Origin of the sequence: Streptomyces sp. NPDC005820 (genome assembly GCF_040630255.1) — a bacterium.
Taxonomy (GTDB): Bacteria; Actinomycetota; Actinomycetes; order Streptomycetales; family Streptomycetaceae; genus Streptomyces.
This window is the reverse complement of sequence record NZ_JBEXXE010000002.1, coordinates 91,446-104,941: the sequence shown is the minus strand read 5'-3', so window position 1 is coordinate 104,941 and position 13,496 is coordinate 91,446. Positions and strand designations below refer to the sequence as shown.

Here is a 13,496-nt window from a genome sequence, read left to right as displayed (position 1 = left end):
CCTCCTAAAGATTGCTCATCTGCGTAAAGAAGTTGGACAGCTCCTCACCGGACGCGAATTCGTGCTCGGCTGGCTTGGTCTTCTCTGGCTCCGTGGAACCGGGACGGGGAAGAGGCTCAGGCAGCGGAATGTTTTTCTCGTTGCTATTGGCCTTGAGGAAGAGGTAGTTGCTCAGCTCCAGAGCGTCTGAGACGCGAGCGAGCAAGTGTTCCGTCGACCCCCACTGCGTTGTCTCGTCCATCGTGGCGAGCAGGGTGGATCGGCCTGCCTTGTGCATGAGTGAATTAATCAGCAGGTGGACTCTGCGCAGAGACAACCGCCCACGCCACAGGTCGAGGAGATCGACCCCGAAGAACTCAAGGAGGTCCGCTTCAAGTTCCTCGGGATGTTCCCTGATGACGTGGACGGTTGCTATCAGTTTCCCGAGCCGGCCGACGCCTCGTTGACCTTCGCGGAAAGCTCCTGGAAGTCACCGATCGTCGGGCGAGCTGCACGGAACTGCGCCCACGAATCCTCGCCGACGATGATCTTCACGGCTTCCACCTCGTCTTCGGCGAAGAGGAGATCAAGCGGAATCTGCTTGGCGGGCGGAACCTCGAAGTCGACGCCAAGGAAGGTGAACTTGGTCGGCTGCTCGGTCGCCTCGGCCTCCGCAGCAGCGGTCTTGGGGGTGGTCTTCGGGGCAGCGGTCTTACGGGCAGCAGCCATGGGAACTCCAAGGGAAACGGGGGGTCATGGGGTGGGGTGAGAGAGTGGCCGGGGAATTTAGCCCTCCCCGGCAGAGGCAATTCGTTTACAGCCCGAATCAGGCGGTCATGACCTCGTCCGTGAGCACGTAGCCAAGGCCGCCGTTGTAGTCGAGGGCGTCAATGGTCAGCTCGTACTTCTGGGCCTCGGTCCGCTGAAGCGTGATACCGCCTCGGTCCGAGATCATGGCGCGCGGGATAACCGTGCGGTAATTCTTGCCCTTCTGTGCCCAGTCCACGACGATCGAAAGCTCGGCCAGCTCCGGGACGCTGGAAAGGTCCAGTCGGTAAACACCGGTGGGAACCGGGGTCGTGTCGTCCGACATGACCTCGACCCACGCCGCACCGTAGAAAAGCTCGGTGGTCAGCTTCGAGGTCTCCAGAAGGGTCGCCTTGATCTGGAACGAGGCACCCTTCACGTTGTAGAGAACGGGAACTGCGGACTGCCACGCATTCACCGGGTCCGTCTCGATCGACGGGGTAATGGTGACGCCGGACTCGTCCACATAACCGAACGACTTGTAACCGGCCGGCGCGGTCTTACCGCCGTCGCCTACGTCATCGGGAAGGACCGTGCCGCCGACACCACCAGTCGGAGAAGGGGCCATGAACAGTCCGCCGTTAGGGGCGAACCGAATCTTGGAAGCGTCATTCGCCATAAAGGAACTCCTCAAGCGGGGAAACAAAAAAGGGCCCCACAAGGGGCCCTTCGGTCTGGCTAAGCCAGGGGGGTATCAGTTCTCGGTGAAGAAAACTGTGATCTCCCCGCCGTAGACGTGCTCGCCTGAAGTCGAGTCCGGGTAGTACCGGGGAGAGGAAATCTCGACAACGTCAAGGATCTCGACGTCGCCAATTATTTGGCCGGGCAGGTCTTCTAGGAACAGCTCACGGCAGGTGTAGGCCAGGCTTGCTGCCTGGGCGCGCTCCTGGTGGAACACGTCGTACTCGATGTCCGCACGGTCCATGCGGTCCCGCACGATGCGGAAGCCACCTGAGTGGCTGAGGTAGATGGTGGTGTCTCCGACCTCACGGCCCACCAGGTCGCCGGTAGGTGCGTCCTCGGGGATGTACGGGGCTGTGTTGAGGTACTGCCACACCAGGTCGACGGGGTCTACTTTCATTCAACCCTCGCCCTCTCCAGAGCCCGCTTCAGGTAGAAGCGGCCCGGATGCCGATGGCCAGCGGGGTCCTTGTAGCCGCGCTCCTGGAGCATCGCGTGACGCATGTCGCGGTCAGGCTCAATGAGCACCTGGCCGTACCAGCCCTTGTAGGCGGTGACCATCACTTCGATGTGCTTGTGGATGGTGTTCCAGTGCGGCTTGTTGCGAGCCCGCGGTGCCAGTGCCCTGGCGAACACGGCGATGTCCTCGGTGCGCAGTGCCACCAGGTCGCGGGTCTCCTCGTTGAGGAGGAAGTGTTCCTCCCACCCTGGATTCATGCGCAGGGTGAACTTGACGTCATCAGCCATTAGCGCCTCACCCTCCGTGCTCTCAAGTAGATGTGGGCGAGGGAGCCTTGACGCCAGATGCGTGGCTCGGACCTCACCTCGTACGTGATGCCGTCGACCACAAGCCGGTCTGTCGAGTCGACATCGGCTGTGGGAGGCAGGAAGACAGTGATGTGGATGTCTGTGGTCTCGCGCTCCTGCGAGTCCGCCTCCGTGGTGGAGGCCGGTTGGACAGATGCCGAACCGGCCCACACCTTCACGGCGGCGTCCCAGTCACGCTTCTTCGTGTAGGCATCCGCAACGATTTCTGCGCGATAGACCTCAACGAAGTCAGTGAAGTGACGGGGCATGCGGACTCCTAGCAGTCGTAACGGCGAAGGGGGAGTGAACCGACCTTGCGCCGGTACTTGCGGAGTGCTGCTGTGGCCTCACGAGAGAGGCCCTGGTTCGAGGCGGTCTGGCCGAACTGGGTCTCCAGCTCGCCAGTGCGCTCCAAGATCACGCCAGGGGCAACGGACAGCCAGCGAATGACTTCACCGCACACGACCGTCCTGAAGATGGCCGGGGGAGTGGCCCTGTCCCAGGTGCCGTTGCAGTACTCGGTGACGAACGCGGACGCGTCGTCCAGGAATGCGGATACTCGGGTCGCTTCGTCTTCAGCGAGTGGCCGCCCAAGACGGGCGGCCACATCGTCTGAGGTGGCAAAAGCCATGTCCCTCCCTTCAGTTAGGGAAGGTCAGGTCAGCCAGCAGCCGGGGCGTTGTGAGTGTTGATCTCCGCCTCGACGCCCTGAGCGACCAGGAGCTGTTCGGGCCGGCAGACCTTCGCGTCGTAGATGACGCGGGACTTCACGGCCGACGTGAAGCTCTTCTCCGGGTTGTACGCGGCCATCTCGGCGAACGGCACGACGACGGAGACAGCGGAGGTCGAGCCCATGAACAGGTCGACGCTCGTGAACTTCTCGTTGCCCTTCTTGATGACCGGCGAGTTCGGGCGGGTGTGGTTGCCCAGCGCGTTCGCGACCACGACCGGGAGGCCGAGAATCGAGCCGATCTGACCGGAGGCCACGACCGAGCCGCCGCCACCGTGCTGGCTGGCGTCGATGAACTTCTCGTCCCGCAGGAGGAGAGAGCGCATGCGCGGAGAGACGAACAGGTACCGGTCCTGCGGAGCGGAGCGGGTGTCCAGCACCTCAAGCATCTTCACCACGTAGTCGTAGACCGACAGCTTGTCCGCAGCAGGGGCGTTGACGTCGGTCGCCTGCACCTTGCTGATCGGGCCCAGCTCCAGCGCGGGGAGGCCGGAAACAGTGGCGGTGCGGTTCTCCGCGCCGTTCAGGTCCTTGCCCTGGAGAGCCGCGAGCAGGGTGAGCGCCACCAGCTCGTCAATGGCAAGCGCGGTCTGACGCGCTCGCTGCGAGACCAGGTTGGACATCAGGTCGATGCCGCCCTTGGTCTGGAGCTGGTGAAGGGCGTCGACCTCCAGGTGGAAGCTGGAGCCCTTCGCGACGGTCATCTTCATGTACTCAAGGGCCGCGTGGTCGGCATCGCCGATCTCGCCGTAAGCCTTCACCAGGCCCTTGTCAGTGACAGTCCCGTCAACGAAGTGCGGGATTCGGACTACGTCGCCCTCACGGCGGAATTCGCCCTCATACTGCCGGTTGGTGAAGGGGGAGGCACCGAGGACAAGGTTCTCCTCGATGTCGGAGACGAGCTGGGAAGTCCAGACCTCGGGAATGAACTGACCCTGCGTGGTCTGAAGCTGGCCGGCCCCAGTGTTATTGCCAGCCTGAGAAAGAAATGCCATAGGTTACCTCACGGGTTTGTCAGATTTCGCCTCGCATAAGGGCGTCGAGCTGGCCCGCCTTGCGGGCAGCGTTGATCTCCTGCGGGGACATGCGGGAAAGGTCGTCGCGGGTGAGCTGCTGAACTCCGGACCCGCCCTGACGACCAAGGCCAAGGCCCTGATCGAATTCGGGCTCAGCGACCGGCTTCGGGAGGGACGAGACGAAAGTGCCGATCACGTCGGCATTCACAGAGCCGTCTTCACCGACGAACTTCGCCAGGTTCAGGAACTCGGCGGGAGGAAGCTCCACACCGGCCTTTGCGGCCTGTGCACGCAGCTCGGCGTCAGCAAGCCGAGTGCCGTATTCGGCGAGGGTCGCGGATCGGGCCTGAGCCTTAGCGGCCTCGATTGCCTTCTCTGCGTCCGTCATGCCGGACTGCTTGAGCGCATCGCGCTCGGCAGAGGCGTCCTGCCACCGCTTCTCGTTTGTGCGGGACAGGGACTTCCACTTGTCGACCTCGGCCTGAAGCGTTTCGAGCGTCGGAGTCTGAGGGGTGCCGGCCTCGCCGGTCTGAGCGCCCTCGGTGGAAGTGGTGCCAGCGTTCTGCGTGTTCTCGTCCATGCGTGATCCATCCATTTCGGTGCATCAAAAAAGGCCCCCATTGCGGGAGCCTGCGTAATGAAAAGGATTAAGGGATCAACCCTTAACCGGGTTCACAGCCTTGCGGGCTGCGTTACCAGAATTGCCCTGCGGCTGCTTGACGGCAGCCTTCTGGACATCCGAGCTAGGCTGGCCGGCCTGCTCGTTGGCCTGCTGAGCCGGATCGGGGAACTTCTTCGCCAGTTCCATTGCGGCCTTGGCGTCGTCCTCCCGCATCGACTTGAAGCGGGCGATCTGCTGCGGTGTGTAACCTGCATCGGAAAGAAGCTGATCAGTCGGAACACCGATCATCTTCAGCTTCAGAAGTGCATCCATGTGTTGGCTTTCGGTCCGATTCTCCGGGTCACGCCAAATGACCTCGGCACTCCAAGCCTCCGCACGCTTGTCCTTCATGACCTTGAAGGCGAGACGCATTACGCGTTCCCAGCCCTCGCCGAAATGGAGCATGCGTTCACGAGTCTTGGCTATCAGACCGGCCTCCGCGGCGGTTATGGACTCACCCGAGGGAGCCACACCACCGTTGTTCAGGAAGTAATGGAAGGGGATGCGGCTCGTGCTCGCCATGTGCTGAACGAGCATGTCTGCCAGCTTGACGTAATTCCCCAGGTCGGCTGCTTCGAACTGGCCGAACTTCACGTTCGGGTCCTCGGCCTGGAGCAGCTTGTCAACGGCAATCTTGAAAGGCTCGACCGGGTTACCCGAGTCGTCCTCCACAATTTCCAGGCCCGTGACGTACCTCTGCGGCCAGGCCGCATACTCACTCGCGAGGAGAGCGTCAGACACGATCTTGTTCACCGCGTCTTGCAGCGGGATGACTGTCGTCAGGTCCGACAGGGGCTCACCGGTGAGGCGTGACCGGTTGTTCAGGGGAACGACGGGAACTTCGCCCAGTGGGTTCTTGACCGACTTAGCGGCCGAAGGGTTGGCCCAGCCGAAGGTGCCGGCCTGGAAGGTGTAGACGCGATTGGCGAACCACAACGTCGACCATTGGCGTCCCCAGTCGTCCGTGTAGAACTTCGCCGCGGCCTCGATGTCTCGACGGCTGCCAGGCTTGTACTGCACGACGACGTTCTCTGCTGACTCCAGCGTGATCGTGGGCTTCCCCGAGGCATCGGCCCAGACCACGGCGTATGACGTGCCGTGGATCATCGCGTCCAGGTGGCCAGCGTTGGACTCCGCGTCGAGGAAGTTCCGCTGCCAGATGTCCCGTGCGTCCTTGTCGGCGTCAGGCTCGTCCGTCATGCGGAAGCCGTCGATCGCCAAGCGCTCGTTGACGCTGTCGATGATCAGTCCACAGAAGTTGTCCCGCCACTTCTCGAAGATGTGGCCGAACTCGTTCAGGTGCCGCGCCTGCGCGAACACCAACTTCTGATGTTCCCCGTCGTAGTAGGCCGAGTGTCGCCGGTACCCTGTCCGGTGCCTCAGCAGCTTCGAGTGCAGATACTCAAGCCACTGAAGTGGGTTACTCGGGACGGAAGCAATAACCGGTTCGCTCATCTAGAAACCCACCACTCTGGATCGTCGTCTCTTCAGCCGCCCATCTGCGATGGCATCCGCCCTCGCCTCGAATGCGAGAATTGCGCACACCGCTAGGTCGATCTTTTTCTTGGACCGGGGAGAGTCCTTGATGATCAAGGTCCCCTGGGGAACTTCGCGGGTGACCGCGTTCAACACGTGACGGGAAATGTCCTCGTCGTTCTCGTGCTTGAGGTCTTGGACCATCGCCGCCGTACGGAAGCGTTCTGTGGCCTGCGCCATGCGCGTGGGCTTGTTGGTCCAGTACTCGAATACGTAGTCATCCCCGTACTCGATCGACCAACGGCCAATAGCTTCCTGCCAGTAGGGCGGATCTCCGTAGAACCACTCGACCTGATACGTACGGAACGCATTGGCCACCGCGGCTTCCACCGCGAGGACATCGACTTCCCAGTCAGGCTGGTTCGGGTCTCGGGGATTCTCCTGAAGGTGGATCAGGAATAGCTTGCCGTCCCGAAGTCGGCAACCGACAAGGCCCGTAGCATCTCCGCGAATGGAGCCGTCGAAACCAATGGCTATCTGGTCGCCGGGACGTATCGGATCGTTGTCCTGGAAGCACAGCTCCCATTCGTCCTTCGACATCCAGCCGTCTGCGTTCTCCTGAATGTTGTTCAGGTAGAATCGGTAAGCGACAGCAGCAGGAGTACGCGGGTCCTGGATCGCATCAGCGATGCCCTCGACATCGACCCAATGGGAGTCTCCGTAGGCGTCAATGATGGCTGATATGACCGCCTCGCGGTCCTTGAGGTCTACGTCCTTCTCAGCCTCAACGCAGTCGTAGAGGAGACGCCCAGAGCCCAGCAGGACGGCTTCATGCGTCCGTTGGGCGATGCTGTTCTCGTTCGGGTTGTACGCGTTCGTCGTCTCGATCAGACGAGAACCGGCACCCGCTGTCTTCTGCACATTTCGGTCGAGCGTTTCCCAGACGTATACGCCCTGGTTCGACTCAATCCAGTGATGGACCTCGTCGCACACGACAAACGATGGCCGGGCCCCTTCCAATCCACGAGAGGAAGAGGTAACCGGCTCGATACGACCGGGCCGGCCGTCCTTGAACTGGATCAGGCCCTTGCCGATTTCGATGTTGTACTCAGCCTCGGCAGGAGACTCCGCCAGCATTCCTCGGATCATGTCCCGCGTGTTGGCGGTCTGGTCGAGCGAGGTGGCTGCAATCTGCACAAGGGGGAGGGGCACTCGCTTGCCGACAGGCATGCCGTTCTCATCGAAGTGAGAGAACCTGCACGGGCCTACAAACTCGACAATGCAGAGTGCTGCGAGAAGTGGTGTCTTGCTAAACCCCAGCCCTTAGCCCTACGAAGGGCCGCGGTGCGGTACAACCACCTCCCGTTCTCGTCAATGGCGTACATCCAAAGGACGAAGCGCAACTGCTCGGGAGTGAAGCGCCAAGGCTGGCCGGCGTCCTCGCCGTCGGGCTGGACGATGTACCGCTGTGCCCAGCGAATGATCTGGTAACCGAGGCTCCGAGTCGGGTGTGGGACGCCCTTCGGAATGTTTCCCGTCTGAGGCATCCCACATCACCTCCTATGCGTCGTTAAGCAGCTTGAACAGCTCCTCGTCCATGTCAGAAACAGAAAGGTCCGGGCCCGCCTTTTCCGGCGTCTCCTCGGATTCGTCTTCGATCTTCATGCGCAGTCTCGACCGGTCCTCGACCGTCGCGCCCCATTTGGCAACACGCATTCGGATTTCGGAGGCGTGCTTCAGCTCGCCCCGATAAAAGTCGTCCACCAACTTGGTGGTGATCTCCAGCTCGGTCCAGTCCGTCTCGGCCCAGCCCTGTGTCTGGGGGGCCGTGGACCAGGTGCGCCAGAACCGTTTCGCCCCGGCCGTGGTGATCCCCAGGCCCCGAGGCATTTCCCGGCCTGCCTGAGCCTCGTTCGCCAGCTCGGTCGCGTGCTCGTGCACGTTGCGCCTGACGGCGTTCTCCTTGGGCTTCGGTCCCCGAGTCATCAGAGCCTCACCTGACCCGCGTCGATGCCGTAGAGGTCGGCTAGGTCGTCCAGCTCCTCGATCGCGTCCTGACGCCATCCCTTGCGCTGCTGGGCCTTGCTCGGCCTGGCGGCCGGCGTAGTGCTGCACCAGGTGAACGGGCAGTCCTCGCAACGGCCGTTGCAGTCGACGGCATACATGGCGGACCTCCTGAGCGAATGAATGAAAAAAGCCGCCCAGCCCCAGAGGGCGGACGGCAGCAAGATCGGTGTGTCCAACCGGATTCGAACCGGCGTCGCCTCCCGGAAGGGGAGGAGTCCTAGGCCGCTAGACGACGGACACCACTCGGGGTTCGGGTTGCGCGCGACCGGTTCCCTGAGTCTGCGGGTGCGACCCGCATGGCTCCCCAACCTGGACTCGAACCAGGGACCCGCGGATTAACAGTCCGCTGCTCTGCCATCTGAGCTATCGGGGATCAAAGGTCGGACTATTACCTGTCTTCGTAGTAGGTCTTACTGCGGTGACAGGGCTTACACAGGGTCCAGAGGTTGTCCAGGGCCCATGTGCCCCCCTTGGCGATCGGACGAATGTGGTCTATCTCAAGGTCCGATCTTGAGCGACATTTGCGACACTGAAAGCGATCCCGGGCAAGCGTCTTAGCTCGCCGGGTCGACCAGTCACCAGGACGGTTGCGGTTGCGGGCAGAGACCCTGTCCCATCCCCGGCGCACCTGGTGAGATGCGCAGCGCCCGTCCTTCACAGTCACGGAGGTGCAGCCGTCTCGTAGACAGATGCTCTTGGCTCTCGGCACGGGCCCCTCCATGGCTGCAAGTTGGTGGCCCCGGCCGGGTACTTGTCTGGCAGCCGGGGCCGTCCTCCAGGACCACACCTTCGGAAGGCCGACAGGCCCTCTACGAAGGGATCAACAGGAGGAAGATCGATGAGAAAGAAGCCAGGAAACTAGGTCTAGTCCACTTAGGGTTCCGCAACGCTGTTTCTAAAGCCTTCAACAGCAGTTCCTTATACAGGTCATAGCAGACACTGAATAAGGTTGTTCATCGTTCGCTCGTTTCACTCGCTCTCTCACTAATGATGTATGTGTCCCTAGTGAGGGGTCCCGGATGAATTTCTATAAAGTGAGATGTAGGTCACAGGGTGGTTAGTGAGTTCGCTCGCCGTTTGCGCTCGTTGGTTGCTTCGAGGGCGCTGCTTCTGTATGCTCCCGCCAAGATCATCGACCAGAATGAACAGAACGAAGGCGGCCCAGACTCCATGACCAAGCTCCCCAGTGACGCCGAGATGACCAAGTTGTTCGTCTTGGGGCAGCTCAACAACCGCGAGATCGCGGAGCTGTACGGAGTCACGCCCCAGGCCGTGAACAAGAGGTTCCAGAAGCTCGGTCTGGAGCGCAGGCCCTTCGCGAACGACGCCAACGCGGAGATCGCGAAGGTGTGGAAGGTGGAGGCCACCCAAGAGGCCGGCAGCCACCATGCGATGTTCTCGATCCAGTCCCTACGGCTATGGCTACGGCTGAGACTCGGAGACAGGGAGCTGTCGGAGCGGCAGAGGCGTGACGCGATGAACTTCGAGAAGCGCGTGCGGGACAAGGGCGTGGTCCTGGCCTACGACCCGGAGAAGAGGGAGAAGCCCTTCTCTTGGGAGCCCAGGGAGCCCCGTGACGATCGCCTGGTGGTCCGCTATCCCAAGGAGAAGGGGACGCCGCCGCTGGCCGAGCTGACCCGTTTCGTGCTCCCCGACGTCCCGGTGGATTAGAAGCCCGTGTGACGAACCACGGTGCGTGAAGTGACGTTCAGGTGAACGAGGTCTGAACGCCTCACGAACCGGACAACTTGATCGAAGTTAAGACAGGGCCCCGCATAGCGGGGCCTTTTGCGTGCTCGAACAAGATTCGAACAGATTCTGAAGGCTTCCTTCACAAAGGGTTGTACGGCTTGTGTCACGGCTGCGTAACAGTGCAGGTCAAGGCCGACCTTTACCCGCGGGTAAGTGATCCAAGACACAGTTGTTTCGAGGGGAATCCTGGGTTCCGCTGACATAAGGTCGTGCTTGCGATCGCAACGAGTGAACAAGTTGCGACCGAAACAGGGGAGTGATGTTGGCCGGAACCATGCTTAGCCTTGCCTCACCTAACACGAAGGTTGAGCGCAGGTTGACTGTGCTGGACCAGATCGAATCCAGCCAGACAGTCAAGACCAGGATCACGCGGGACGACAATTTGCTGATGGTTCACACCATCGCGACCGAGGTTGGCGAGTACTGGGACATCGCCTACGGGGAGCACCTGTCCGACCACGAGATCGAAGAGCTGGTCAACCTCGAAGAGCGGGTGTGGAAGGACTACGGAGTCCGCCTCATCGACATCACTGTCGACAGGCAGGAGAACGACTTCCCCCACCCCATGTTCCACAACAGCAAGCACCACACCTACGTCCGACTCTGCCCCAAGGTGGCCCGTTGACCGACATCGCTACTCAGCCCCGAAGCGTCTCCCAGACTCAGCAGTACGAAGAGTGCGGCTGGCGGTTCTACCTCCAGCGCATCGAACGAGTGGTGCCCGTGCCGGCCGCCTGGTCGGCCCATGGCACGGCCTTCCACAGCGCCGCTGAAGCCGTAGAACGGTCCGGGCGGACCATGGCTGCGGAAGAGGCCGTGCAGCTCTTCTCGGACCAGTACAGCGCCCTGGTGAACAAGGCCCTCGACAAGGAGCCGAACACGGACAGGTGGCTGTCTGCGAACGGCACCGGAGGTGAGGACATCGAGCGCCGGTACGTCCTGGGCCAGGAGCACACGCGCAGGTACGTGGAGTGGGCCCAGGAGAAGCAGCCGGAGATCTGGGTGACGCCCAGTGGAGATGACGCGCTGGAGCTGTACTTCAAGACCGAGATCGGTGGCGTGCAAGTCCGCGGCTACATCGACCAGTTGGTGTTCGAGCCTGACGATTCGCTGCGCGTGCGAGACCTCAAGACCGGCACCACCAAGTCCAAGTTCCAGCTTGAGACTTACAAGGTGGCGATCGAGAAGGTCTACAACGTTCCTGTGAATAAGGGGGATTGGTACCTGGCCAAGAACGGGAACCTGTCTCGCGTCGTAAAGCTGCACGAGATCACGGAAGAACAGGTGGGAGAGAGGTATGCCGCCATGGATGCAGGGGTCAAGCGAGGCGACTTCAAGGCGAACCCCGGCTTCAACTGCCGTTTTTGTGACGTGCGCCATGCCTGCTCTTTTTCACGCCGATAAAGTTGCTTCGAGGGAAATCCTGAAGTAAGCTGAGAGTAGGAAAGAGGCCCGCTGAGCGGGCTTGCTTTTACTCGAAGAAGTTGCTTCGAGGGGTCGGGCTTCCGGCCCCTCAAGGAAGGTGGCTGATGTACTCGCTCGCACAGAGCGTCGGTGTGAAGGGGGCGGCCGGCGAGCCGCTGCCCAGTCCGTACAAGGGACTCCAGCGGCATGAAGTCGAGTTCCGTAGAGGCGACCTGAGTCTCGTGGCCGCGGGGCCTGGAACGGGCAAGAGCCTCTTCGCGCTGAACCTGGCCATGTACGGCAACCTGCCGTGCCTGTACTGGTCGGCTGACTCCGGGGCGGCTACGCAGCTCTCGCGGGCCACGGCCATCATCACGGGCGACAGCGTGAAGACGATCAAGCGCAAGCTGGTGGACGACGACTTCGGCGACTACGTGGGGGCCCTCGGTCAGCGTTGGTGGGTCCGCTTCAACTACGACGCCAGGCCCTCGCCCGCCGACATGGAACGCGACTTGGCGGCCTACCACGAGGTGTTCGGCTGCTACCCGCATTTGTGCATAGCCGACAACATCACCAACATCGACGGAGGTGAGGTCGGCGACGCCGAATCCTTCACCTTCGGCCTGGAAGGGATGTGTGAGTACCTTGCCGAAATGGCGCGGGAAACCAAGTCACACGTCTTGGCCCTGCACCACGTCACTGGTGAATTCTCCGACGGTCTGAAGCCCATCCCGCTGTCCGGCGTGAAGGGCAAGATCGGCCGAGTGCCCAGCCTCATTCTGACGATCCATAAGGAAGTCGACGGGATGGACGGGGCGATCCTCCATGTGAGCCCGGTCAAGAACCGTGAGGGCATGGTGGATGCCAGTGGAGAGACCTACTCCTCGTACGACTTCAACAAGACCAACATGCGCCTTACTGATATCGACGCTGAGTTCTAAGTCACACCCTAAAAGTTGCTTCGAGGGGTCGAAGTGCGTAAACTCAAAAGTAGGAGGGGAACGGAAATGAAGCAGCAGCACAGCGGGGCCGGATACACCATCGAGAAGGAGATCGTGGACGTGCTTCTCGAAGAGCGTCCCGAAATCTCTGCCGCTGATATCAAGCAGGCCGGCGGGGGAGTCGTGGCAGTCATCCTTCAGGTGAAGGACCGCCGCCGATTCAACCTCCGAAACCTCGCCCGAGACCTGGTCCGAGTAGGCGGCCGAGGAATCCACGTCGCTGCGATCAGCTTCCCCACGGCCCAGGGCCGAACCTGGAAGGTTGTCCCTCTCGACTACCTTCGCGACCTCGCCGAGGGCATGTACGACATGAAGATGCAGCTTCGCCTTGAGGCGGCCCTTCGGCGTGGCTGAACCTCGCAAGGGATACCGCCAATGCGAGAAGTGCGCCAAGAACCGGGCGGAGAAGTTCTTCACTCCCCGAGGGAAGGTCTGTAGCACCTGCCGAAAGGCAACCAGGCGAGCCGCAAGCCGGAACGCCCGCCTACAGGCCACCTACGGCCTCAACAACGAGGAATACCAGATCCTCTTCGAGGCCCAGGGCGGACGCTGCGCGATCTGCCAGGAAACCCGCCGCACAAACCTCGCAGTCGACCACTGTCACAAGACCGAAGCAATTCGCGGACTCCTTTGCCAACGCTGTAACGGACAGCTCTTGGCCCGAGGTGCCCGTGACAGGCCCGAAGTACTCAGACGAGCCGCTGACTACCTGGAGAACTACCCGGCCTGGCAAGTGTTCGGCCCCAGGTACACGTACGACAAGGACGAGTAATGCCCGATGGCACCAACGTTGACGCCCGTGAATGGCGCGGCAACCACCGGACGTACATCGACTCTTACCGGCGCTACGACTTTCCCGTCACCACGAGGAAGATCGAACATGAGCAGCCCGAAGCCTCCGATCAGTGAAGTCCTGAACCACTTCTACGGAGTGCAAGTCCAGCCGCGTAGTGGCTGGCAGAAGATTCTGTGCCCACTCCCGGCGCACAACGAATCCAACCCGAGCGCTTCCGTCAATACGGACAAGCAGCGTTGGAGCTGCTTCGCCTGTGATGTGCGAGAAGACAGCTTGGACGTGATCATGCGAGAGGAAGGCTGTGGCTTCAAGCAGGCCC

Annotated in this window: 21 protein-coding genes, 2 tRNA genes and 1 pseudogene; 8 read left to right on the top strand and 16 right to left on the bottom strand. The window is 61.5% G+C overall.

What is annotated here, in order from left to right:
* Window positions 1-4: 4 nt before the first annotated feature.
* The 16 genes from ABZ464_RS02730 to ABZ464_RS02655 all read right to left on the bottom strand — a co-directional run bounded on the left by ABZ464_RS02730 (window position 5) and on the right by ABZ464_RS02655 (window position 8,945).
* A complete protein-coding gene (locus ABZ464_RS02730; RefSeq protein WP_359269902.1) occupies window positions 5-241 on the bottom strand; it encodes a hypothetical protein in 237 nt (78 codons plus the stop codon).
* A gap of 173 nt (window positions 242-414) precedes the next feature.
* Entirely contained in the window at window positions 415-708 is a 294-nt protein-coding gene (locus ABZ464_RS02725; protein ID WP_359269900.1) for a hypothetical protein, read from the bottom strand.
* A 97-nt stretch (window positions 709-805) separates the two neighbouring features.
* Window positions 806-1,405: a hypothetical protein gene (locus ABZ464_RS02720; RefSeq protein WP_359269897.1), complete on the bottom strand. Its 600-nt coding sequence runs from the start codon at window positions 1,403-1,405 to the stop codon at window positions 806-808.
* 75 nt (window positions 1,406-1,480) lie between these two features.
* Complete coding sequence (locus ABZ464_RS02715) at window positions 1,481-1,867, bottom strand: hypothetical protein (protein ID WP_359269895.1); 387 nt, start codon at window positions 1,865-1,867, stop codon at window positions 1,481-1,483.
* On the bottom strand, window positions 1,864-2,214 hold the full coding sequence (locus tag ABZ464_RS02710) for a hypothetical protein (protein ID WP_359269892.1): 351 nt from the start codon (window positions 2,212-2,214) through the stop codon (window positions 1,864-1,866). Before ABZ464_RS02710 ends, ABZ464_RS02715 begins: the two co-directional genes overlap by 4 nt.
* Window positions 2,214-2,543 carry a head-tail adaptor protein gene (locus tag ABZ464_RS02705; RefSeq protein WP_359269889.1) on the bottom strand — a complete coding sequence of 110 codons (330 nt, stop codon included), beginning with the start codon at window positions 2,541-2,543 and terminating at the stop codon, window positions 2,214-2,216. The genes ABZ464_RS02710 and ABZ464_RS02705 overlap by 1 nt, the downstream gene beginning before the upstream one ends.
* An 8-nt stretch (window positions 2,544-2,551) precedes the next feature.
* Window positions 2,552-2,905 carry a hypothetical protein gene (locus ABZ464_RS02700; protein WP_359269886.1) on the bottom strand — a complete coding sequence of 118 codons (354 nt, stop codon included), beginning with the start codon at window positions 2,903-2,905 and terminating at the stop codon, window positions 2,552-2,554.
* A gap of 29 nt (window positions 2,906-2,934) precedes the next feature.
* On the bottom strand, window positions 2,935-3,999 hold the full coding sequence (locus ABZ464_RS02695; RefSeq protein WP_359269883.1) for a hypothetical protein: 1,065 nt from the start codon (window positions 3,997-3,999) through the stop codon (window positions 2,935-2,937).
* 19 nt (window positions 4,000-4,018) lie between these two features.
* Window positions 4,019-4,600 carry a hypothetical protein gene (locus ABZ464_RS02690; RefSeq protein WP_359269880.1) on the bottom strand — a complete coding sequence of 194 codons (582 nt, stop codon included), beginning with the start codon at window positions 4,598-4,600 and terminating at the stop codon, window positions 4,019-4,021.
* 75 nt (window positions 4,601-4,675) lie between these two features.
* Window positions 4,676-6,136, bottom strand: a complete 1,461-nt coding sequence (locus ABZ464_RS02685; RefSeq protein WP_359269878.1) for a phage portal protein — start codon at window positions 6,134-6,136, stop codon at window positions 4,676-4,678.
* Window positions 6,137-7,387, bottom strand: a complete 1,251-nt coding sequence (locus ABZ464_RS02680; protein WP_359269876.1) for a hypothetical protein — start codon at window positions 7,385-7,387, stop codon at window positions 6,137-6,139. It lies immediately after the preceding gene.
* Window positions 7,388-7,717: 330 nt separating this feature from the next.
* Entirely contained in the window at window positions 7,718-8,143 is a 426-nt protein-coding gene (locus tag ABZ464_RS02675; protein ID WP_359269873.1) for a hypothetical protein, read from the bottom strand.
* The gene (locus ABZ464_RS02670) at window positions 8,143-8,322 is read right to left on the bottom strand and encodes a hypothetical protein (RefSeq protein WP_359269870.1); all 180 of its coding nucleotides are present in this window, start codon (window positions 8,320-8,322) and stop codon (window positions 8,143-8,145) included. The genes ABZ464_RS02675 and ABZ464_RS02670 overlap by 1 nt, the downstream gene beginning before the upstream one ends.
* 69 nt (window positions 8,323-8,391) lie before the next feature.
* Window positions 8,392-8,464 (bottom strand) — tRNA-Glu (locus tag ABZ464_RS02665).
* 57 nt (window positions 8,465-8,521) lie between these two features.
* A tRNA-Asn gene (locus tag ABZ464_RS02660) sits at window positions 8,522-8,597 on the bottom strand.
* A gap of 15 nt (window positions 8,598-8,612) precedes the next feature.
* Window positions 8,613-8,945, bottom strand: a complete 333-nt coding sequence (locus ABZ464_RS02655; protein ID WP_359269867.1) for an HNH endonuclease signature motif containing protein — start codon at window positions 8,943-8,945, stop codon at window positions 8,613-8,615.
* Between the two features lie 449 nt (window positions 8,946-9,394).
* Between ABZ464_RS02655 and ABZ464_RS02650 the strand changes: the two genes are divergently transcribed.
* The 8 genes and pseudogenes from ABZ464_RS02650 to ABZ464_RS02615 form a co-directional block, all read left to right on the top strand.
* Window positions 9,395-9,895 (top strand): hypothetical protein, encoded by a 501-nt coding sequence (locus ABZ464_RS02650; RefSeq protein WP_359269864.1) that lies wholly within the window; start codon window positions 9,395-9,397, stop codon window positions 9,893-9,895.
* Between the two features lie 469 nt (window positions 9,896-10,364).
* Window positions 10,365-10,601 carry a hypothetical protein gene (locus ABZ464_RS02645; protein ID WP_359269861.1) on the top strand — a complete coding sequence of 79 codons (237 nt, stop codon included), beginning with the start codon at window positions 10,365-10,367 and terminating at the stop codon, window positions 10,599-10,601.
* The gene (locus ABZ464_RS02640) at window positions 10,598-11,380 is read left to right on the top strand and encodes a PD-(D/E)XK nuclease family protein (protein ID WP_359269858.1); all 783 of its coding nucleotides are present in this window, start codon (window positions 10,598-10,600) and stop codon (window positions 11,378-11,380) included. The genes ABZ464_RS02645 and ABZ464_RS02640 overlap by 4 nt, the downstream gene beginning before the upstream one ends.
* Before the next feature lie 125 nt (window positions 11,381-11,505).
* Window positions 11,506-12,321, top strand: a complete 816-nt coding sequence (locus ABZ464_RS02635; RefSeq protein ID WP_359269856.1) for an AAA family ATPase — start codon at window positions 11,506-11,508, stop codon at window positions 12,319-12,321.
* A 66-nt stretch (window positions 12,322-12,387) separates the two neighbouring features.
* A complete protein-coding gene (locus ABZ464_RS02630; protein WP_359269853.1) occupies window positions 12,388-12,735 on the top strand; it encodes a hypothetical protein in 348 nt (115 codons plus the stop codon).
* Complete coding sequence (locus ABZ464_RS02625; RefSeq protein ID WP_359269850.1) at window positions 12,728-13,153, top strand: endonuclease VII domain-containing protein; 426 nt, start codon at window positions 12,728-12,730, stop codon at window positions 13,151-13,153. The genes ABZ464_RS02630 and ABZ464_RS02625 overlap by 8 nt, the downstream gene beginning before the upstream one ends.
* Window positions 13,153-13,290: a hypothetical protein gene (locus ABZ464_RS02620; RefSeq protein WP_359269848.1), complete on the top strand. Its 138-nt coding sequence runs from the start codon at window positions 13,153-13,155 to the stop codon at window positions 13,288-13,290. Before ABZ464_RS02625 ends, ABZ464_RS02620 begins: the two co-directional genes overlap by 1 nt.
* Window positions 13,262-13,489: pseudogene (locus ABZ464_RS02615) on the top strand (CHC2 zinc finger domain-containing protein); the annotation flags it as partial. The gene ABZ464_RS02620 and the pseudogene ABZ464_RS02615, both read left to right, overlap by 29 nt.
* Window positions 13,490-13,496 lie beyond the last annotated feature (7 nt).